We start from the raw sequence: 18,303 nt of genomic DNA on the forward strand, positions 1-18,303 counted from the left end.
GCCCGTGCCGGCAGCGGCAAATGTGCTGTTGCGGCGGGGCCGCCAGCGCAATCTGCCGCCCGGCATGCTCAGCGGCCGGCGGGTTCGATACGGCTCGCGACGAAGCCGCCCGTATCGCGTTCCGCAAGGAATCGCACCCGCGCGCCCGGCACCAGGACGGCCTCCGGGATCGTCTCGCGCACGCGGAACACCATGGTCATGGCGGGCATGTCCAGGTTCCGGAGTTCGCCGTGGCGCAGCGTGATGCGCCGGGTGGCGGCGTCCCAGCGCACGACTTCGCCGTCGCTCAGGTCCGGCGCCTGCGGAGTGCTCCCGGTGTTGGCGGTGGCCCCATGGTCCGCAGGGCCGGCAGCGGCCGGCTGCGCGGAATAGCTGGTGAACACGCGGGCACTGCCGCCCCGCGCGACCAGCAATACGTCGTAGGCATCGCGGCGGCCGCCGTAGATGGCACCGTCCATCCCGGGCGAGCCCACCGGCATGCCCGGCACGGCCAGGCCCAGGGCCTGGGGCCTGTCGCGCAATAGGCGCTGCACGTCGGCAGCGGGCACGTGGCCCTCGACCAGGTAGCCGCCCACCAGCGCGGTGTGGCACGAGCCCAGCTTCTGCGGCAGGCCGAGTTTTTCGCGCACCGCGGCATTGCCCGTGTCGTGCACGGTGGCCTGGAAGCCGTTGGCCTGCATGTGGTCCACCCAGTCCTTGCAGCAGCCGCAGTTCGGGTCTTTCCAGACCTCGATGGCTGTGGACGCCGGGCGGGCCGCGTGGGTTGGCCAGGGCAGAGCGGTGGCGGCCGTGGTGCAGAGCACGCTCCCCAGCCAGGCGCGGCGGGAGAGGGCGGGCCGGCGCACGCCGCAGGAGGAAGTGGACTGGGCGGTGTGGTGCATGGAATGCGTCCTTTCGGTCAAGCTGCAGGGGTGCGATTGCGCCTCGGGGGTGGTGCGGGTGTCAGTGGCCATGGTGCCCTCCGGCCGGCTTGCGCACGCGGGCCGCGCCGTCGCTGGCGCCCGCACCGGGAGGCGGTGCATCCGCTGCGCGCGCTGCGGGCGGCAGTGCCGTGGCATCGCCCTGCCATTCGTGCGCGCGGGTGCCGGGGGGCTGCGCGTAGTCGCCCGGGTCCCGGAAATCCCGGGCCGCGAGCCCCTCGCGCACCTTGAGCACGCTGAACATGCCGCCCATCTCCAGCGGCCCGAACGGGCCGGTGCCGGTCATCATGGGCAGGGTGTTGTCGGGCAGGGGCATCTCCATCGCGCCCATGTCGGCCATGCCGCGCTCGCCCATCACCATGTAGTCGGGCACGATCTTCTGGATCTTGGCCCCAAGCCCGTGGTGGTCCACGCCGATCATGGTGGGCACGTCGTGGCCCATGGCGCCCATGGTGTGGTGGCTCTTGTGGCAGTGCACGGCCCAGTCGCCGGGCTCGTCGGCGATGAACTCGATCTGCCGCATCTGCCCCACGGCGACGTCGGTGGTCACCTCGGGCCAGCGTGCCGACGGGGGAACGGTGCCGCCGTCTGTGCCCGTCACCTCGAACTCGTGGCCGTGCACGTGGATGGGGTGGTTGGTCATGGTGAGGTTGCCGATGCGCAGGCGCACTCGGTCGCCGCGCCGCGCCACGAAGGGATCGATGCCCGGGAAGACGCGGCTGTTCCACGACCACACGTTGAAATCCGTCATCTCGTTGATGCGCGGCGTGCGGCTGCCCGGCTCCACCGCGAATGCTCCGAGCAGGAAGGCGTAGTCGCGGTCGGCCGTGGCGATGCGCGGGTGCCTGCCGCGCGCATCCAGCCGCGGGTGCGTGATCCACAGGCCCATGAGGCCCATGGCCATTTGCACCATCTCGTCGGCATGCGGGTGGTACATGAAGGTGCCGGGGCGGCGCGCGGTGAACTCGTACACGAAGGTCTTGCCCGCGGGGATCGCCGGCTGGTTGAGGCCCGACACACCATCCATCCCGTTGGGCAGCCGCTGGCCGTGCCAGTGCACGCTGGTGTGTTCGGGCAGGCGGTTGGTGACGAAGATGCGCACGTGGTCGCCTTCGACCACCTCGATCGTGGGTCCGGGGCTCTGGCCGTTGTAGCCCCAGAGGTTGACGTGGAAGCCTGGCGCGAATTCCCGCACCACGGGCTCGGCGACGAGGTGGAATTCCTTGACCCCGGCGTTCATGCGCCAGGGCAGGCTCCAGCCGTTGAGGGTGACGACCGGATGGAAGGGCAGGCCCGTGGGCGGGAGCGGCGGTACCTGGGTGCCGGCGCCCGCGGGCGTGGCGGCCTCGGGCAGGGCCGCGAGGGCCGCGCGGCCCACCGAAGCGGCGGAGAGGGCGGCCACGGCCGTGGCGGCGCCGCCGAAGAAGTGTCTGCGTTGCATGGGTCAGTGGCCCGCGCCGGCCGGGGCCGTGCTGGACGAAGTGGGGGAGGAAACAACGGAGGAGGTTGCCGCGGTGGATGCGGTGGACTGCGCGCCGGGCGAGGCGACCGCGAGCGCGAACTGCAGGTCGGTGTCCGCGAGCCAGAAGTCGCGCCGTGCGGCGACGGCGTCGGCCACGGCCTGCGTGGTCTGGCGTGCCTGCGCGAGCAGGTCCCAGACGCTGGCGAGCATGCCGTTGTAGCGCAGCAGGGTCTCGTCCTGGATCTGCTGCTGCAGGGGCACGACGTGCTTTTCCTGCTCCTGCGCCAGCTCCCAGGCGGTGCGGTAGCCGCGCCAGTGCATGCGCACTTCGGAGCGGGCGCGCAGGGCCGTCTGTTGCAGCGTGGCGGCGCTCTCGTTCACGAGCCCCTGCGCACGAGCGCTCGCGGCGCCGCCCCAGTCGAACAGCGGCAATGGCAGTTCCAGCTCCCAGCCGCGCTTGACTTCGGAGTGGCCGCCGGCGCCGCGCTCGGTGGTGGTGTCGCGCCGGTAGCCTAGGCCGATGTCGCCGAAGAGCTGGGCGGCGCGGGAGACGCCCTGCTGGCCAGCCACGCGATCGAGCCCGAGGCGCGCCGCGCGCACGTCGAGGCGTTCGCGCAGGGCGCGTTGCTCCAGGGTGGCGGAGTCCATCGGTTCAGCCGGCAGGTCGGGCAGTTGCGGAGGCAGGGTGATCGCATCGGCGGAGGTGCCCCAGAGGCCCAGCGCGAGCGCCAGCGCCTCGCGCTCCGTGCCGGCTGCGAGCCGCGCCCGGGCCAGCCGCGCCCGCGCGTCGGCCAGCACGGCCTGCTCGCGCGCGGCCTGCAGCCGGCTCCAGTTGCCGACGCTGGCCATGCGGCGCGCCAGCTCGGCGCCGGCATCGGCGGCATCGTGCATGCGCTCGTGCGCAGAAGCGGTCTCCTGCGCGGCCACGGCGCGCAGCCAGGCACGGCGCGCATCGCTCGCAACGCGCGCCGCATCCGCCGCGGAGGCGAGCGTGTCCTGCTCGCGCAGGCTGCCAGCCCAGCGGCTGCGCCAGGGCAGGGCGATCAGGTCTGCGAGGCTGAAGGTGAGCGAGCGCTCGATCTCGCGCTCGTGCGCGGTCGCGAGCCGCCCCAGTCCCAGCACCGGGTTGGGCGGCGTGAGCGCCTGCACGCGCTCCGCGTCCTGCACGCCCAGGCGGGCGAGGCGGGCCTGCAGGCCGGGGTGGCGCAGCAGTGCGATGCGCACCGCGGCGTCCTGCGTGAGGGGCTCGGCCAGCCAGCGGGCCACGGCATCGTCGGCGGCGTGCTGAGCGGCGGGGTCGGTGGAAGGCAGTGCGGCGCTGTCGGCACGGGCCGTGCGGCCCTGCAATGCGGACTGTACGTCGCTGCGCAGGCCGTCGGGCGAGACGCTGGCGCAGCCTGCCAGCAGGAGCGCGGCGGCGAGGGTCGGCCAGCGCACCGGGCGGAGGTGGGGGATGGGTGCGGTTGTCATGGCCGGTGCCCTCCGGCAGGGCTGCTGCCGTGTCCGTGATCGCTGCCGTGGTGATGGCCGTGACCATGGCCTTGGTCGTGGTCGTGGTCGTGCATGCCGGGTGATGGCTCCGCCGCCGCGGGCGCGGCCTGGGCGTCGCGCCAGTCCATCGAGGCGGTACTCGCGGGCCAGGGCGGCAGCGCCGCGTGGCGCGGTGGCGCGGCGGGTGCGTCCGGTAGCGCGGCATCCCCCTGCACGGCATCGGCCGGCGGGGCCGGTATTTGCGCCGGCACGGCGGCGGGCAGGATCAGCGCCGCTGCGAGCGCGCAGCGGCCCAGGACCGAACGATGGATACGGGAAGTGAAACGGAAACGTCGGGAACGGAAATGGGCACGGGGCCCCGGGGTATGCATGGAAAGCCTCTCCTGGACTCGGAATCGGAACGGAACGCGGCCGCGCCGCCGTGCGCCGAGGTTGTCTCGGACGGCACGGCCGGGGCGGACGCACTTCGGGCGTCGAGGCTCAGGAGATGGGCGGCTTGGTGGCCTGCGTGGGCAGGGCGCTCACGAAGCGGACGGCGGCCGGCACGCGCGGGCCGGCGCCGTGGGACACCGCGCCCGGGGCGGGTGCGGGAGGAACCATCACCACCGTGTGGCAGATCTCGCAATCGGCGCAGGTCGCATGCGCGGCGTGGTCGCCTGCTGCGGCGCTGCAGGCCGTGGAGAGTGGGACGTGGGTTGCGGCCTCGCCATGGCAGGCGCCTGCGCTTGCCATGGGGTCTGGCGATGCGGAGCCGTGTCCGGCATGGGCCGTAGCGTGCAGAGCTTGATCCGCATGTTCCGCGTGCTGCGACACCGTGCTGCCGGCACCGCGATCGATCACCCCGGTGGCCGGATGCCCGGCGGCACCCGCATGCGTCATCCCCGCCATCTGCGCGGCCATGGCCGGACCCATGAGCCCGCGCAGGGCCATGAGCACGATCAGTGCGAAGAAGACGATGCGGCGGCGCATGGGCCCGATGATACGGCGTGCCCGGCGGGCGCGGTCACACGGCCATGTAGCGGCCGGGGCGATGGTTCATGGCCAGCACCAGGTTGAGCGCGACGGCGCCCACGATGGACCAGAGCACCCGCACCGGCTCGACGGTGAACAGCGCCAGCAGCACGATCGCGCAGTCCACGCCCATCTGCACCTTGCCGGCGCGCCAGCCGTGCCGGTCCTGCAGGTAGAGCGCGAGGATGCCGACGCCGCCCAGGCTGCAGCGGTGGCGGAACAGCACGAGGAAGCCCGTGCCCACGATGAGCCCGCCCGCGACGGCCGCGTAGAGCGGCTGCAGCGCCGACAGCTGCAGGAAGCGCGACTGCGCCTCGGTCATCAGCGAGAGCAGCAGCACCGCGATGAAGGTCTTGGCGGTGAACGCGCGGCCCATCTTGCGCCACGCCAGCCAGTAGAAGGGCAGGTTCAGCAGGAAGAACCATTTGCCGAAACCGATGCCCGTGGCGTAGTGCAGCAAAAAGGCGATGCCCGCCGTGCCGCCCGTCAGCAGCCCCGCGCTCGTGAAGAACGCCACGCCCACCGAGATCAGCAGCACGCCGGTGAACACGGCCAGCATGTCTTCGGTGGTGCTGTGCGGGACCATGGCGGGTGCGGTGGCGGCGGGGGCGGGAGCGAGTGTCTGGCTCATGGGTGTCGGGGGGCGAGGGGACGCGGCGGCGCGTAATGGCCGAGCTTCCCGTAATTGCAGCACGCAGCACCGCCCCCGAGGTTGCGGTGCGTCAAGCGGCGCAACCCCCGGGAGCCGGTGCGATGGGAGATGCAGAATTCTAGGGTAAACCCTGATTTGCCTGCGTGAAACGGGATCGGCATGGAAGGCATGCCGGGGGTGTTGCAAGAACCGTACCGCTGCCGGAGACTCCCGGGTCGCGATCGTGGCGGAGGGGCGGGACAGGGATGTTCAATCCGCCCCCAGGCCGATGGGGCTCGGCTGGCGCTTCTCGGCGTTGTGCCGCAGCAGCGCGGCGGTGCGGAAGATGCCGTGCGCGAACTTGCCGTAGGGCAGGGTGGCGAAGAGCGCGATCACGGCGCCCAGGTGCAGGCACAGCAGGGGGGCGAGCGCCGGAGTGCCGCGGCCGAGCCAGAGCGCCATGCCGCTGGCGGCCACCAGGAACAGCAGGGCGATGAACCCCAGGTCCATGGGCTTCTGGCGCGCGTCGCCGTGCTGCGGATGGCGGCGCTGGCGCAGCGTCCAGAGACCGGCGGTGCCGACCATCAGGCCCACGCCGCCGAAGGCGCCCAGCAGTTTGGGCAGGCTGGGCCATTCGTAGGGAGCCACCCAGCCGAAAACGTAGTGATATACGGTGCCCAGCGCCGTGGCGGCAAAGCACAGCAGGAAGCCGTAGAAGGTCAGGTGGTGGAAGCGCCGGCGCTGGAGGGTGTAGGCGTCGTCCTCGTCGTGGCACCCCTCGCCGTGGCCGCCGCCCAGGTATTTGAGGCGCAGCACGTCGGAGGCGGCCTCGGCGGCGGCGGGCGCGCCCATGTCCGCGCCCCCGGTCGCGGGCTTCACGTCCTTCCAGAAGCGGCGCACGCCCATCGCCAGCGCGAACACCGCGAACAGGAACACCGGCGCGAAGAGTCCCGCCAGCAGGTTGTGCGGGAACAGGTGGTAGAAGTTGTTGCCCAGCCCGCTGTCCCGGAGCCGCGCGACGCCGCCCTGCAGCGCCATGGCCAGCGCCAGGAAGAGGAACAGGCCGGCCGCCAGCGCCAGCGACAGCGTGAGGCCGTTGCGCTGGTAGAGCCGGCCCAGGGCGGGCGGCCAGGCGTAGTCCACGTAGGTCTGGCCGCGCACCCCGGCCATGGCCTTCGGAATGTTCACGGCGAATGCGTGGGGCGGCGCGTACTGGCAGGCGTGCAGGCAGGCGCCGCAGTTGTGGCACAGGTTGGCCAGGTAGTGCACGTCGGCCTTGCCGAACTCCAGCCGCCGCGTCATCGCGGGAAACACCGCGCAGAAGCCCTCGCAGTAGCGGCAGGCGTTGCAGATCTGCAGGGCGCGAGCCACCTCGGCCTCGGAGGCGGTCTCTGTCGGCGCGGGACGGATGGGGATGACCCGGCGCGCGGCGGGCATCCGGTCCTGCACCGCGTCGGTCATGGCATTCAGGTTTTGCATGTCAGGTCTCGTGGTCGTCGTTCACTGCGCCCCGCCGGGCGGGCTTGCCGGCCGCCGCGAGCGCGGCATTGCGCCCCGCGATGCGTCCGAACGCGGTGCCGATGGACATGCCCACGCCGGCGGTATAGCCCTGGCCCAGCACGTTGCCGGCCATCATTTCGCCGGCCACGAAGAGGTTGGCGCTCGGCTGGCCGTCGAAGCGCACGGCGGCCGTGTCGTCGGTCTTCAGGCCCAGATAGGTGAAGGTCACGCCGGGCCGCAGCGCATAGCCGTAGAAGGGCGGCGTGTCGATCGGGCGGGCCCAGTGCGTTTTGGCGGGCGCGATGCCGTCGGTGCGGCAGTCGTCCAGCGCCGTGTGGTCGAAGCGGCCCGGCCGGCAGGCGGCGTTGTAGGCGTCCAGCGTCTGCATGAACTGCGCCGCGTCCAGCCCGAGCTGCCGCGCCAGTGCGGGCAGCGAGTCGGCCTGCTCGCCCGGGAACACCGGCGGCATGAAGCGGCCGATGGCCTTGGCGTCGATGACCGAATAGGCGATCTGGCCCGGCTGCCGGGCCACCAGCCGTCCCCAGATGGCGTAGCGCTTGGGCCAGAAATCCTCGCCTTCGTCGTAGAAGCGCTGCGCGTCGCGGTTCACTACCACCCCGAGCGACACGCAGTCGATGCGCGTGCAGATGCCGCCGTCGTAGAGCGGCGCGCGCGCGTCGATCACCACCATGTGCGCCTGCGTGGGGTCGCCGATGCCGTCGGCGTGCTGGCCCTCGAGCATGTGCCGCAGCAGCACGCCCTGGTTGAAGGCCGTGCCGCGGACCAGGAAGTTGTCTGCCGGCCATTCGCCGCGCTCATTCTGGCCCCAGGCCTCGCGCAGCCATTCGCGGTTGGATTCGAAGCCGCCCGCGGCCAGCACGCAGCTGCGCGCGGTGATGCGCTGACCGCCGGCCCAGGCCGCCTGGAAGGCGCCGCCCTCGATCTCCAGGCGATCCACGGGCGCTTCGTAGCGCACCTGCACCCCCAGCGCTTCGGCGCTGCGGAAATAGGCATTCACCAGCGCCTTGCCGCCGCCCATGAAGAAGGCATTGGTGCGCGCCACGTGCAGCGCGCCCGACAGCGGCGGCTGGAAGTGCACGCCGTGCCGGCGCATCCAGCCGCGGCAGGTGGAGGAGGCACGGATCACCAGGCGGGCGAGATGTTCGTCGGTGAGGCCCCCCGTCACCTTGAGCAGGTCCTGCCAGAACTCCTCTTCCGGGTAGGCTTCGACCAGCACGTCCTGCGGTGCGTCGTGCATGCAGCGCAGGTTGCGGGTGTGGGCCGAATTGCCGCCCCGCCATGCGCGCGGCGCCGCCTCCAGCAGCAGCACGCGGGCACCGGCTTCGCGCGCCATCAGCGCGGCGCACAGGGCGGCATTGCCGCCACCGATGACCAGCACATCGGTGTCGAAGTTGTCTCGTTTCATCATGGGCAGCGGCGGCCGGGGCCGGCCGCAGTTCAGCGCTTTGTGTCGTTGCGCCGGACTATAGGAATCGCTGCCGCCCCCGTACAGGGGCTGCCCGTCATGGGGGTATCACGTTTCGTGATGGGGTGGCGGGCCGGTCAGCGTGGCGCCGATCCACTGGCCCGACGTCACCAGCCGCCTGGCACAGTCGACCAGCACCACGCGCGCGGCGAGACCTGCGGGCGAGAGTTCGTCGTCCGACAGGCTGCAGAGCGCCGCGTCGCGCCGGACCTTCTCGTCGGCGATTTCCGACCACTGGAACCGTTCCGCGGCATCCTTGTAGAGCGCCACGACCGACCAGGGCTGCACGGTGGCTCCGAAGCCGGAGTCCACGGCTTCCATCAGGAGCGGCAGCGAGTCGATCTCCATCGCCATGGGCGGCTGCACGCCCGCGCTGGCGAACGCCGCCGTCACCGAGCTGCGCAGGCCGTGGCTGCCCGAGGGGAGGATCATTGGTATGTTCCCGAGCCGAGCCAGCCGAACGGGCCGGGCGTGCGCGATGCCGCGCGCCACGGGCTGGCGGCGCGACTGGATCAGGAACAGGCGTTCCTCGAGCAGCGGCGTGATGCTCCAGCGCCGGGCGCTGTGGGTGTCGAACAGGATGGCCAGGTCCAGCTGCCGGGCGTTGAGCAGCCCCGTCAGGTGCCCGGAGAGCGCCGAGACGATGTGCATGCGCACGTCGGGGTAGCGCTCCTGCATGGCGCGCATCAGCGGCAGTCCCAGCACCGAGGCGATGGACGGCGGCAGGCCCATGCTCACGGCGCCCGACAGGCGTGCCTGCTGCGCGGCCAGCACCGCCTGCTCGGCATGGCGCAGGGTGAGCTGCGCCTCGCGGAAGAAGGCCTGGCCGGCATCGGTGGGAACGACGCCGCGGGGCGTGCGCTGCAGCAGCCGCGTCGAGAGCTCGGATTCCAGGCGGCCGATCTGCTGGCTCAATGCGGACTGCACCATGTCCAGGTCCAGCGCGGCGCGGCTCATCGAACCGAGTTCGACGATGCGCACGAAGGTGCGGAGTTGTCTCAGTTCCATCCTGTCCCGTCAGCGGCCGCCGACCCCGCGCAGCATGCGCAGCCCGTTGGCCACCACCAGCAGGCTCGCCCCCATGTCGGCGAACACGGCCATCCACATGGTCGCCTGCCCCGCGAGCGCCAGGCCGAAGAACACCGCCTTGATGCCCAGCGCCAGGGCGACGTTCTGCCACAGCACCGCGTGCGTGCGGCGCGAGAGGCGCACGGTCTCGGCCACGCGGCGCAGGTCGTCGTTCATGATGACCACGTCGGCGGTTTCCATCGCCACGTCGGTGCCGGCCGCGCCCATGGCGAAGCCGATGTCGGCGCGCGCCAGCGCGGGCGCGTCGTTGATGCCGTCCCCCGCCATGGCGGTCATGCCGTGCTTCTGCTGCAGCGCGGCGATGGCCGAGAGCTTCTGCTCGGGCAGCAGGCCCGCCTGCACCTCCGGGATGCCCGCTTCCCGCGCGGCCGCCTGCGCCGCCGCCGCGTGGTCGCCCGTCAGCATGACCGGCACGATGCCCAGGGCGCGCAGGTCGGCCACGGCCTCCACCGCCTGCGGCCGCAGGGTATCGGCCACGGCGAACAGCGCCCGCACGCCCTGGGCGTCGCCCAGCAGCGTCACGCTGCGGCCTTCGGATTCGTGGGCCGCAGCGGCCGCCTCCACCGCGTCCGTCCACAGGCCGCGCTCCTGCGCCAGCCGCCGGTTGCCGAGGAACCAGGTCGCGCCGTGGATGCGGCCCTCCACGCCGCGGCCGGGCAGGGCGGTGAAGTCCTGCACCTGCGGCAGGTCGGCCGGCGCATCGCCGATGCCGGTGGTGATCGCCCTGGAAACCGGATGGTCCGAGCGCCCTGCCAGCGCGGCGGCCACGTCGGTGGCGCCGTCCCCGCCGAAGCGTTCGCTGCCCACCAGCACGGGGCGACCCGCCGTCACCGTGCCCGTCTTGTCGAAGGCCACGGCGCGCACGCCGCGGGCCCGCTCCAGCCACTGGCCGCCCTTGATCAGGATGCCGCGCCGCGCGGCCGCCGCGAGCCCGCTCACCACCGTCACCGGCGTGGCGATGACCAGCGCGCACGGGCAGGCGATCACCAGCAGCACGAGGGCCCGGTAGAGGGCGTCCAGCCAGGCCCAGCCCAGCGCCAGCGGGGCGCCCACTGCCACCACGGCCGCGAGCGCGAACACCGTGGGCGTGTAGATGGCGGCGAAGCGATCCACGAAGCGCTGCATGGGCGCGCGGGAGCCCTGCGCCTCCTCCACCGCATGGATGATGCGGTCCAGCGTGGTGTTCCCGGCAGCGGCCGTGACGCGGAACTGCAGTTCGGATTGCGCGTTGAGCGTGCCTGCATACAGTGCGTCGCCGGGCGCCTTGTCCACGGCCAGGCTTTCGCCCGTCACGCTGGATTCATCCACCGCTCCGCGGCCTTCCAGCACCACGCCGTCCAGCGGCACGCGCGCGCCGGGGCGCAGCCGCAGCACGGCGCCCAGCGGCACTTCGGCCGCGGGCACCGTGCGCCAGCGGCCGTCCTCGCCGCGCAGCTCGGCCTGCTCGGGGCTGAGCGCCAGCAGGGCCCCGATGGAGTCGCGCGCGCGGCCCACGGCCCGCTCCTCGATGCGCTCGGCCAGGGCGTAGAGCGCCATCACCATGGCGGCCTCGGGCCACTGGCCGATCAGGAAGGCGCCCGTCACGGCCACGGCCATGAGCGCCGAGATGTCCAGGCGGCCGCGCGCCAGCGAGCGCAGGCCGCTGCGGTACACGCCCAGCCCGGCCAGCAGGATGGCGACGGCCGCCACGGCCATGCCGGCCGTCTGCCAGGGCAGGGTGTCCGGTGCGAGCAGGTGCAGCAGTTCGGCGCCGGTCGCGGCGACCAGCGAGGCGCCGAGCCTGCCCCAGCCGGGCAACGCGCCATGGTCGTGGTCGTGCCCATGGCCGGCGGCTGCCCCGCTGTCCGCACCGTGCGCATGGCCGTGGTCGCCGTCTCCATGGTCGTGGTCGCCGTGCGAAACCGCCGGTGCCGCAGCCCGCGGCGGCGCGCCGCATGCGCTGCCGCAACCGCAGGCCAGGTCGATGCGCGCTTTGCCTCCCGGGGCGGCAGCCGCCGGAGAGCGGTCGGTGGAAGCCGTGTTTGCCATAGTGTTGTCCTTGCTTGGGGTGAATTCCGACAGGGGTCCGCAGCCGGACCGTGCCATCATTGGAAACCTTCAAGCCGCTTCAAGGTCAAGCCGTGTCCGCCGCAAGCCCCCACCACCGTATCGGCGATGCCGCCCGCCTCTCGGGCGTGCCCGCCGCCAACATCCGCTACTACGAGAAGGAAGGGCTGCTGCCCACGCAGGTCCGCGCCGACAACCGCTACCGCCTCTACAGCGATGACGAAATCCACCGCCTGCGGTTCATCCGCCTGTGCCGCGCCATGGACATGTCGCTGGACGAGGTGCGCACGCTGCTCTCGCTCGGCCGTGGGCCGGACACCGCCGCCGACCATGCGGCCTGCGCCACGGTGGACGAGCACCTGCTGCACGTGCGCACCCGCCTGCGGGAGCTTCAGGCGCTCGAGACCCAACTGCTGTCGCTGCGCGGACGCTGCGACGGCACCGACGGCAGCCGCTGCCACGTGATCGAGGCCCTCCATGACCGCGCCGATGCCGACCCCCTGCCGCTGCCCGATCCGCCGGCGCGCCGGCATGTGTGAGCGCCCTTCGCCGATGCCCGCACCGCCGCTCCCGACCGGAATCCCGTCCGCCTGCCTGCTGGCGGAGGAGGGCGCATGAGCGCAGCAGCAGGCACCCTGCCCGGATGGACCGACCGGCTGTGGCGCTCCGCGCGCGGCTGGGCGCTGGCCTGGTGGCGCATCGTCTACCTGGGAGCGGTGGTGGCAGTGCTGATGCTGTCGCCGTCCAGCTATGGGCGATCCATCCGCGCGCGCCTGGCGCGGCACATGTACATCGACACCGCGCCCCTGCTCCCGGGCTTCACCGCGCTGGTGGCGCTCATCTGCCTGGTGGTCACGCACATCGTCGTGGTCACGGCGCGCAGCTACGGCCTGTCGCACTATGCGCTGCAGATGGTGGTGCGGGTGCTCGTGCTGGAGCTGATCCCGCTCACGGCGGCGCTGTTCGTGGCGCTGCGCACCACCATCCCGGGCGGTACGCAGCTGGCCCTCATGCGCCAGTCGGGCCACTGGGACGCGTTGCGTGCGCGCGGCGCCGATCCTGTCCGCGTGGAGCTGCTGCCGCGCGTGGTGGCCGGCATCTACGCCAGCATCACGCTCGCCGCGCTCTCGTGCGTGGTGGCCCTCGTGATGGCCTACCTGGGCGTGTATGGCGCGAGCACGGCGGGCCTGCCCGCCTATACACGCATGTTCGGGCAGGTGTTCACGCCGCCCGTCACCCTGCTGTTCGCGCTCAAGACCCTGCTGTTCAGCCTGGCCGTCGCGCTCATTCCCATGGCCGCGGGCCTGCATGCCACCGGCGACCCGCGCGCCCGCTCCGAACTCGGCGGCTTCGCGCGGATGTTCGCGGTGCTGCTGCTGATCGAGATCGCCTCGCTCATGGGCAACTACTACTGATTCACGCTGTCCCGGACCGCCTCCGATGAACGACCTTCCAAGCCCGCCGCCGCCCCCCGCCGGCCCGCCCGCCTCCGAACCGGCCGAGGTGCTGCTGCGCCCCGTGGCCCACCTCGAGCGCAAGGCGGCCGCGCTGCTGCTCTTCACCCTCGCGCTCATCGTCGGCTCGGGCCTGTATCTGCTCTGCGCGCGCGGCGTATTCGAGCCCACGCAGCAGTTGGTGCTCACCGCCGACGACTCCGAAGGCGTGGTTGCCGGGATGGACGTGACGTTCTCGGGTTTCCCCATCGGCCGGGTGCGGCGCACCGAGCTCGCGGAGGACGGCGACGTGCGCATCCTGATCGACGTGCCGCGCAAGGACGCGCACTGGCTGCGCGAATCCAGCGTCTTCACGCTGGTGCGCGGCATCGTGGGCGGCACCACCATCAAGGCCTACAGCGGCATCCTGACCGATCCGCCCCTGCCCGACGGGGCGGTGCGCCCGGTGCTGCGCGGCGACGCCACGGCCGAGATCCCGCAACTCATGTCGGCTGCGCGCGAACTGCTCTCCAACCTGCAGGCCCTGACCGCCCAGGACGCCGCGCTGGGCGGCACGCTGGCCAATGTGCGCACGCTCACCGAGCGGCTGAACGCGCCCGGCGGCGCCCTGGGCGTGCTGATGGGCAGCGAGGCCGAGGCGCGCAGGATCGCCACCACGCTCGACCGCACCAACCAGCTGCTCGCGCGCATCGACGGCATGGCTGCCAAGGCGGACCGGCAGGTCTTCGGCACGGCTGGGGAGGCCGGTCTCGTGACCGACGTGCGCGCCACCGTGGTGCAGCTCAACGGCCTGCTCGCCGACACCCGCCAGAGCCTGGCCAAGGTGGATGCCGTCTTGGCCGAGGCCCAGGCCATCGGGGCCAACGCCCGCGAAGCCACCACCGATCTCGGCGCCCTGCGCGCCGACGTGGAAAGCAACCTGCGCAAGGTCGAGAGCCTGGTGAACGAAATCCAGCGCAAATGGCCCTTCGCGCGCGACACCCGGATCCAGCTGCCATGAGCCCTGCACCCATGTTCCGCCGGCCTGGCCGGTCCTGCCCCTCCTTGCGCCCCGGCATGCTTCTGGCCGCGGTGCTGTCTGCCGCGCTGGTCGCGGGCTGCGCCCAGCGCCTCCCTGCACCCGAATGGGAACTGAATGCCCGAGGCGCCGCCGACCGGGCCACGCAGGCCTTCCTGTCCGGCAACGACCGCGTGGCCGCACAGGAATGGTGGCGCGCCCGGGAGGAGACGGCCCGCACGGCGCGGCCCGACCTGCTGGCCCGGGTCGTGCTGCTCGAATGCGCCACACAGGTCGCCAGCCTGGCGCAGGTGGGTTGCCCCGATTTCGCGGCGCTGCGGGGCGGTGCGGCGGCGGCCGAGCGCGCCTATGCGGATTACCTGGAAGGCCGCGCCGGCGCGGCGGAGGCGGAATTGCTGCCGCCGGCCCAACAGGCGGTGCAGGCCGGCGGCGCCCCGGCGCTGGCCGGTGTGCAGGAACCGCTGGCCCGGCTGGTGGCTGCCGCGGTGCTGCATGTGCGGGGACAGGATGGCTCCGACGTATCGCGGCATGCCATCGACGCGGCATCCTCCCGGGGATGGCGCAGGCCGCTGATGGCCTGGCTGCTGTTGGCGGAGCGGAACGCGCGGGCCGCAGGCGATGGTCTGCGGGCAGACGACCTGCAGCAGAGACTGGATGTGCTCGATCAGGCGGGCCCGGGGGGAGCGGGAGGATCGCGCTGATCCGCTGTGCGGCAGGTCCCGGTCAGCCAGGACGTCGGGGGCGGCGGGCCCGTGAGGCGCCCGGCAGGTGCTCAGGGCGAGGAAATCGGGTCGCCGGGCAGGAACTGCTCCAGATCCTGCGGAATGCGCACCAGGGAGTCCGCCGCCTGAACGGCTTCGTCAGGTACGAGGTTCATCGCCGTCGCCGCCACCGCCAACAGGACCGTGGCAGTGAACGCGATGAACGCGCGGGGGCCGGTATAGCGGTTGCGTTGCATGGCAGTCTCCTTGGCAGCGGATCGGTGGACAGGCGGGTAATGCGTGGTGTTGGATGCCATTACATGCCGGCCGCGCCTCCGCGTCTGTCGGACACGCCCTCACGGACGTGTGCTGCAACGGGAGTTACCCTTGGTTTCGCAGCGCGGGATACCTTGTAGGACGGCAGGGTTATGCGCGCTCTGAGGCCGTCAGCCGGCGGGCCAGGCCGGACGCCGTCAGCGTGCTGCCTGGCGGCCACTGGTCGGCTGCACGCCCATGGGCGTGGCAGGCCGCAGTGGCTGCCTCGAACGCTGCGTCCGGGCCTTCGGGCCGGCCCGCCCACAGCGCACCCAGGAAACCCGCCAGCACATCCCCGGTGCCGCCGGTGGCCAGGCGCCCATTGCCTGTGGGATTGACGTGCACCGGCCGGTCCGGCGCGGCCACCACGCTGCCGGAACCCTTGAGCACGACGGCGCAGTGGAAGCGCTCGGCCAGCGCCCGGGCCGCACCCAGCCGGTCGGCCTGTACCGCGGCCGTATCGCTGCCGAGCAGCCGCGCGGCTTCCAGCGGGTGGGGCGTGAGCACGGTGGGCAGGGGGCCATGGCGCTGGTCGCGCCCGCGCAATGGCGCCGCCAGCGAGGCGTCGCGGGCGATGGCGTTCAGCCCGTCCGCGTCCAGCACCAGCCGGGGCGCCTCGGCCAGCACGCGCGGCAGTACGTCCCGCACGGCTTCGCCGCCGCCGCAGCCGCAGACCACGGTAGCCCGGTCCAGTTCAAGGACGTCGAAGCGGCGCAGCATGCATTCCGGCTGCATCAGGTCCACCGGCAGGGTGTCCGTCCCGCTGGCGTCCAGCAGCGCCACGGCCACCCGCCCTGCGCCGCCGTACAGCGCGGCGGAGGCCGCCAGCAACGCGGCCCCCGTCATGCCCTGGCCCCGTGCACCGATGGCCTCGCCGCCCACCACCGCCACGTCGCCGTAGCTGCCTTTGTGGGAAGCGTGGGCCCGCCACGCGGGTGTGCCGGGGCCGGACAGCCAGGCCGACGGGGGCTCGGCCGACGCATCCACACCCAGGTCGTCCCACCATACGGTGCCGGCGGCATCCCGGCCCTGGCCGGTGAACCATCCGGGCTTGAGGGTCAGCAGCCCCAGGGTGTGCCGCGTGCCGGGGCGCGCGTGCCCTTGCAGCGCGAAGCCGGAAAGGTACTGGCCCGTATCGGCCTGCAGGCCCGAGGGGCCGTCCACGCAGAGCAGGGGGGCGCCGCTGACCTGCAGGGCTTGCCACAGCGCGGCCATTTCCGGCGATGGGGCGCCGCTCCGTGCGGCCGCCCCGATGCCCAGCAGCGCATCGATGCACAAATCTTCCGGCCCCAGGTCCGCGGGCAGACCGTCGAGGAAGGGCACCTGCGCCGCCCGCGCGCGTTCCCGGGCCCGGTGCGCATCGCCGGGCACTGCGCCCGGTCGGCCGAGCCAGGTCACCTGCACCCGCACGCCGCGGCGTGCCAGCTGCGCTGCCGCCTCGAGTCCGTCGCCGCCATTGTTGCCGCCGCCGCAGGCGATCCACACGTTCCGCGCGTGCGGCGCCACCGCCTGGGCCAGGCGCGCCACCGCCAGCCCCGCGCGCTCCATCAGCGTGCCGGCCGGCAGCGATCGCAGCGCGGCCTGCTCGATGCGGCGGGTCGCCGGGACGTCGAAGAGCGGATGGGGGTGGTCGGGTTCGATGCGGATCATGGGCATGCGGCAGGTCTTCGGGAGGGCATTGTGGACCGCATCGCGCCCTGCGCCGCGCCGCTCAGAACCTGCGCAGTCCGAAGGGCTGCAGGTCCGTCTCCGGCACCCGCCGGGCGACGAGGTCGGCCACGGCGCGGGCGCTGCCGCAGGCCAGGGCCCAGCCGCATGCACCATGCCCGGCATTGATCCACACGCCCGGCACGCCGGCGGCGCCCACCACCGGCAGCCCGTCCGGAAGCATGGGCCGTGCCCCACGCCAGGTCTGCACCTGCGGCGAGGACCACAGCGCGCCGCCGGGAAACCAGCCCGAGGCCGCGTTGTAGAGCGTCTGCAGGGTGGAGGCGTGCGGCGCGGCGCCGCCCGGGCCCAGTTCCGCGCCGCCGGCCACCCGCACCCGCTGCCCCTGCCGGGTGACGGTGATGCGGTGCAGCGGGTCGATCACCGTGCCCTGCGGGGCGTGGGTGTCTTCGCGCACGGGCGCGCTCAGGGTGTAGCCGTGCAGCGCCGCCAGCGGCATCGCGGTGCCGGTGCCCCGCAGCAGGGCGGCGGCCGACACGCCTGCGCACACCACCACCGCGTCGAAGCGGCGCGCGTCGCGTTCGCCGGCCAGCCGCACGCCGACCGGCCCGCCCTGCAGCGCCTCCACGCGCGACTGGAACAGGAACTGCACGCCACGCTCCTGGGCCGCGTAGCGCAGCATCTGGGCGAACAGGCGGCAATTGCCGGATTCGCCGTCCGGCAGGTGCAGTGCGCCTGCCAGTTCGTTGTCCGACGCCAGCCCGGGCTCGATAAGGCGGGCGGTGTCCGCATCCACGTCGAGCACGTTCAGCCCGGTCTCGCGCAGGATGCGCGCGGCCGGTTGCACGCGGTCCATGTCGGTGGGCGCACGCAGCAGCACCAGCACGCCGCGGCTGGTTTCCGGGTCCAATTCAAGGGCCTGCGCCACCTGCCGCATGCGCAGGTGGCTGTAGTGCCCGAACCGTGCCAGGGCGGCGACCGAGGGTTCGGCCATGCCGCCGCGCGCCGCCCGGCGGCGGCGCCACAGCCAGCGCAGGTCGGCGAGGCCGGCCCCCTGGGCCAGGCGGATGGCGGCATGGCGGCCCAGCAGCCTCTGCCGCGCGGGGCCGCCGACGCCCGGGGACGCCCAGGGAATCAGGGGGGCGGGAGCGAGCAGGCCGGCATTGGCGAAGCTGGCCTCTTCGGCGGCGGCGCCGCGCTGTTCGAAGACGGTGACGGCATGTCCGTCGCAGGCCAGTTCATAAGCGGTGGCGGTGCCGACGATTCCGGCACCGACGATGGCAATGTGCATGGTGGGTGGGGTCCGCCCCCGTTGGGCCGGGGCGGACCCGCTTCTGGGGTTCGGGGAGGGCCGCGGGCCGCCGCCCGCCCCGCCGCGGGGAGCGGCGGCGCAAGGGGTATGCGGCCCGGTATGCTAGAATCTCGGGGTTTTGCTGTGAGGGGCGCCTCTTTTATCAGGTGGCGTCAGCAGCGGCGGAACATTCAAGCCAACGCAAATGCGAACCGGCCCT

17 protein-coding genes and 1 pseudogene are annotated in these 18,303 nt (G+C 72.9%); 4 read left to right on the plus strand and 14 right to left on the minus strand.

Annotation, left to right across the window (positions count from 1 at the left end):
- Window positions 1–68: 68 nt before the first annotated feature.
- The 11 genes and pseudogenes from BLR05_RS27145 to BLR05_RS10180 all read right to left on the minus strand — a co-directional run bounded on the left by BLR05_RS27145 (window position 69) and on the right by BLR05_RS10180 (window position 11,618).
- A complete protein-coding gene (locus BLR05_RS27145; protein ID WP_225979345.1) occupies window positions 69–383 on the minus strand; it encodes a copper-binding protein in 315 nt (104 codons plus the stop codon).
- Window positions 366–881, minus strand: a pseudogene (locus tag BLR05_RS27150) (DUF411 domain-containing protein); the annotation flags it as partial. The gene BLR05_RS27145 and the pseudogene BLR05_RS27150, both read right to left, overlap by 18 nt.
- Window positions 882–942: 61 nt before the next feature.
- Window positions 943–2,361 (minus strand): multicopper oxidase family protein, encoded by a 1,419-nt coding sequence (locus BLR05_RS10140; protein ID WP_092834277.1) that lies wholly within the window; start codon window positions 2,359–2,361, stop codon window positions 943–945.
- 3 nt (window positions 2,362–2,364) lie between these two features.
- The gene (locus tag BLR05_RS10145) at window positions 2,365–3,852 is read right to left on the minus strand and encodes a TolC family protein (protein WP_092834279.1); all 1,488 of its coding nucleotides are present in this window, start codon (window positions 3,850–3,852) and stop codon (window positions 2,365–2,367) included.
- Window positions 3,849–4,244, minus strand: a complete 396-nt coding sequence (locus BLR05_RS10150) for a hypothetical protein (protein ID WP_092834281.1) — start codon at window positions 4,242–4,244, stop codon at window positions 3,849–3,851. Before BLR05_RS10150 ends, BLR05_RS10145 begins: the two co-directional genes overlap by 4 nt.
- A 109-nt stretch (window positions 4,245–4,353) precedes the next feature.
- Window positions 4,354–4,842, minus strand: a complete 489-nt coding sequence (locus tag BLR05_RS10155; RefSeq protein ID WP_092834283.1) for a hypothetical protein — start codon at window positions 4,840–4,842, stop codon at window positions 4,354–4,356.
- A gap of 34 nt (window positions 4,843–4,876) precedes the next feature.
- Window positions 4,877–5,515 (minus strand): YitT family protein, encoded by a 639-nt coding sequence (locus BLR05_RS10160; protein ID WP_092834285.1) that lies wholly within the window; start codon window positions 5,513–5,515, stop codon window positions 4,877–4,879.
- Window positions 5,516–5,785: 270 nt separating this feature from the next.
- Window positions 5,786–6,994: a tricarballylate utilization 4Fe-4S protein TcuB gene (gene tcuB / locus BLR05_RS10165; RefSeq protein WP_092834287.1), complete on the minus strand. Its 1,209-nt coding sequence runs from the start codon at window positions 6,992–6,994 to the stop codon at window positions 5,786–5,788.
- A 1-nt stretch (window position 6,995) separates the two neighbouring features.
- Entirely contained in the window at window positions 6,996–8,441 is a 1,446-nt protein-coding gene (gene tcuA, locus BLR05_RS10170) for an FAD-dependent tricarballylate dehydrogenase TcuA (protein ID WP_092834457.1), read from the minus strand.
- Between the two features lie 108 nt (window positions 8,442–8,549).
- Complete coding sequence (locus BLR05_RS10175; RefSeq protein ID WP_092834289.1) at window positions 8,550–9,509, minus strand: LysR family transcriptional regulator; 960 nt, start codon at window positions 9,507–9,509, stop codon at window positions 8,550–8,552.
- A gap of 9 nt (window positions 9,510–9,518) precedes the next feature.
- Window positions 9,519–11,618: a heavy metal translocating P-type ATPase gene (locus BLR05_RS10180; protein ID WP_092834291.1), complete on the minus strand. Its 2,100-nt coding sequence runs from the start codon at window positions 11,616–11,618 to the stop codon at window positions 9,519–9,521.
- A gap of 92 nt (window positions 11,619–11,710) precedes the next feature.
- Here BLR05_RS10180 and BLR05_RS10185 point away from each other — a divergent pair, with 92 nt between their 5' ends.
- The 4 genes from BLR05_RS10185 to BLR05_RS10200 all read left to right on the plus strand — a co-directional run bounded on the left by BLR05_RS10185 (window position 11,711) and on the right by BLR05_RS10200 (window position 14,809).
- On the plus strand, window positions 11,711–12,175 hold the full coding sequence (locus tag BLR05_RS10185) for a Cd(II)/Pb(II)-responsive transcriptional regulator (protein WP_092834293.1): 465 nt from the start codon (window positions 11,711–11,713) through the stop codon (window positions 12,173–12,175).
- A 75-nt stretch (window positions 12,176–12,250) separates the two neighbouring features.
- Complete coding sequence (locus BLR05_RS10190) at window positions 12,251–13,051, plus strand: MlaE family ABC transporter permease (RefSeq protein WP_092834295.1); 801 nt, start codon at window positions 12,251–12,253, stop codon at window positions 13,049–13,051.
- A gap of 25 nt (window positions 13,052–13,076) precedes the next feature.
- The gene (locus BLR05_RS10195) at window positions 13,077–14,090 is read left to right on the plus strand and encodes an MlaD family protein (protein WP_092834297.1); all 1,014 of its coding nucleotides are present in this window, start codon (window positions 13,077–13,079) and stop codon (window positions 14,088–14,090) included.
- Window positions 14,087–14,809, plus strand: coding sequence for a hypothetical protein (locus BLR05_RS10200; protein WP_092834298.1), 723 nt, complete (start codon window positions 14,087–14,089; stop codon window positions 14,807–14,809). Before BLR05_RS10195 ends, BLR05_RS10200 begins: the two co-directional genes overlap by 4 nt.
- Window positions 14,810–14,880: 71 nt before the next feature.
- Here BLR05_RS10200 and BLR05_RS10205 read toward each other — a convergent pair whose 3' ends face one another.
- The 3 genes from BLR05_RS10205 to BLR05_RS10215 all read right to left on the minus strand — a co-directional run bounded on the left by BLR05_RS10205 (window position 14,881) and on the right by BLR05_RS10215 (window position 18,083).
- Window positions 14,881–15,066 (minus strand): hypothetical protein, encoded by a 186-nt coding sequence (locus BLR05_RS10205; protein ID WP_092834300.1) that lies wholly within the window; start codon window positions 15,064–15,066, stop codon window positions 14,881–14,883.
- Between the two features lie 169 nt (window positions 15,067–15,235).
- Window positions 15,236–16,774 carry an NAD(P)H-hydrate dehydratase gene (locus BLR05_RS10210; RefSeq protein ID WP_092834459.1) on the minus strand — a complete coding sequence of 513 codons (1,539 nt, stop codon included), beginning with the start codon at window positions 16,772–16,774 and terminating at the stop codon, window positions 15,236–15,238.
- A gap of 61 nt (window positions 16,775–16,835) precedes the next feature.
- Window positions 16,836–18,083, minus strand: coding sequence for an FAD-dependent oxidoreductase (locus tag BLR05_RS10215; RefSeq protein ID WP_092834302.1), 1,248 nt, complete (start codon window positions 18,081–18,083; stop codon window positions 16,836–16,838).
- Between the last annotated feature and the right edge of the window lie 220 nt (window positions 18,084–18,303).

It is taken from the genome of Paracidovorax cattleyae (assembly GCF_900104515.1).
In the GTDB taxonomy this organism is placed as follows: domain Bacteria; phylum Pseudomonadota; class Gammaproteobacteria; order Burkholderiales; family Burkholderiaceae_C; genus Paracidovorax; species Paracidovorax cattleyae.

Bases quoted from the DNA above. Each gene is read 5' to 3' on its own strand.
- BLR05_RS10140 (WP_092834277.1), bottom strand. From the start codon at position 2,361: ATGCAACGCAGACACTTCTTCGGCGGCGCCGCCACGGCCGTGGCCGCC.
- BLR05_RS10145 (WP_092834279.1), bottom strand. From the start codon at position 3,852: ATGACAACCGCACCCATCCCCCACCTCCGCCCGGTGCGCTGGCCGACC.
- BLR05_RS10150 (WP_092834281.1), bottom strand. From the start codon at position 4,244: ATGCATACCCCGGGGCCCCGTGCCCATTTCCGTTCCCGACGTTTCCGT.
- BLR05_RS10155 (WP_092834283.1), bottom strand. From the start codon at position 4,842: ATGCGCCGCCGCATCGTCTTCTTCGCACTGATCGTGCTCATGGCCCTG.
- BLR05_RS10160 (WP_092834285.1), bottom strand. From the start codon at position 5,515: ATGAGCCAGACACTCGCTCCCGCCCCCGCCGCCACCGCACCCGCCATG.
- tcuB (WP_092834287.1), bottom strand. From the start codon at position 6,994: ATGCAAAACCTGAATGCCATGACCGACGCGGTGCAGGACCGGATGCCC.
- tcuA (WP_092834457.1), bottom strand. From the start codon at position 8,441: ATGAAACGAGACAACTTCGACACCGATGTGCTGGTCATCGGTGGCGGC.
- BLR05_RS10175 (WP_092834289.1), bottom strand. From the start codon at position 9,509: ATGGAACTGAGACAACTCCGCACCTTCGTGCGCATCGTCGAACTCGGT.
- BLR05_RS10180 (WP_092834291.1), bottom strand. From the start codon at position 11,618: ATGGCAAACACGGCTTCCACCGACCGCTCTCCGGCGGCTGCCGCCCCG.
- BLR05_RS10190 (WP_092834295.1), top strand. From the start codon at position 12,251: ATGAGCGCAGCAGCAGGCACCCTGCCCGGATGGACCGACCGGCTGTGG.
- BLR05_RS10195 (WP_092834297.1), top strand. From the start codon at position 13,077: ATGAACGACCTTCCAAGCCCGCCGCCGCCCCCCGCCGGCCCGCCCGCC.
- BLR05_RS10200 (WP_092834298.1), top strand. From the start codon at position 14,087: ATGAGCCCTGCACCCATGTTCCGCCGGCCTGGCCGGTCCTGCCCCTCC.
- BLR05_RS10205 (WP_092834300.1), bottom strand. From the start codon at position 15,066: ATGCAACGCAACCGCTATACCGGCCCCCGCGCGTTCATCGCGTTCACT.
- BLR05_RS10210 (WP_092834459.1), bottom strand. From the start codon at position 16,774: ATGATCCGCATCGAACCCGACCACCCCCATCCGCTCTTCGACGTCCCG.
- BLR05_RS10215 (WP_092834302.1), bottom strand. From the start codon at position 18,083: ATGCACATTGCCATCGTCGGTGCCGGAATCGTCGGCACCGCCACCGCT.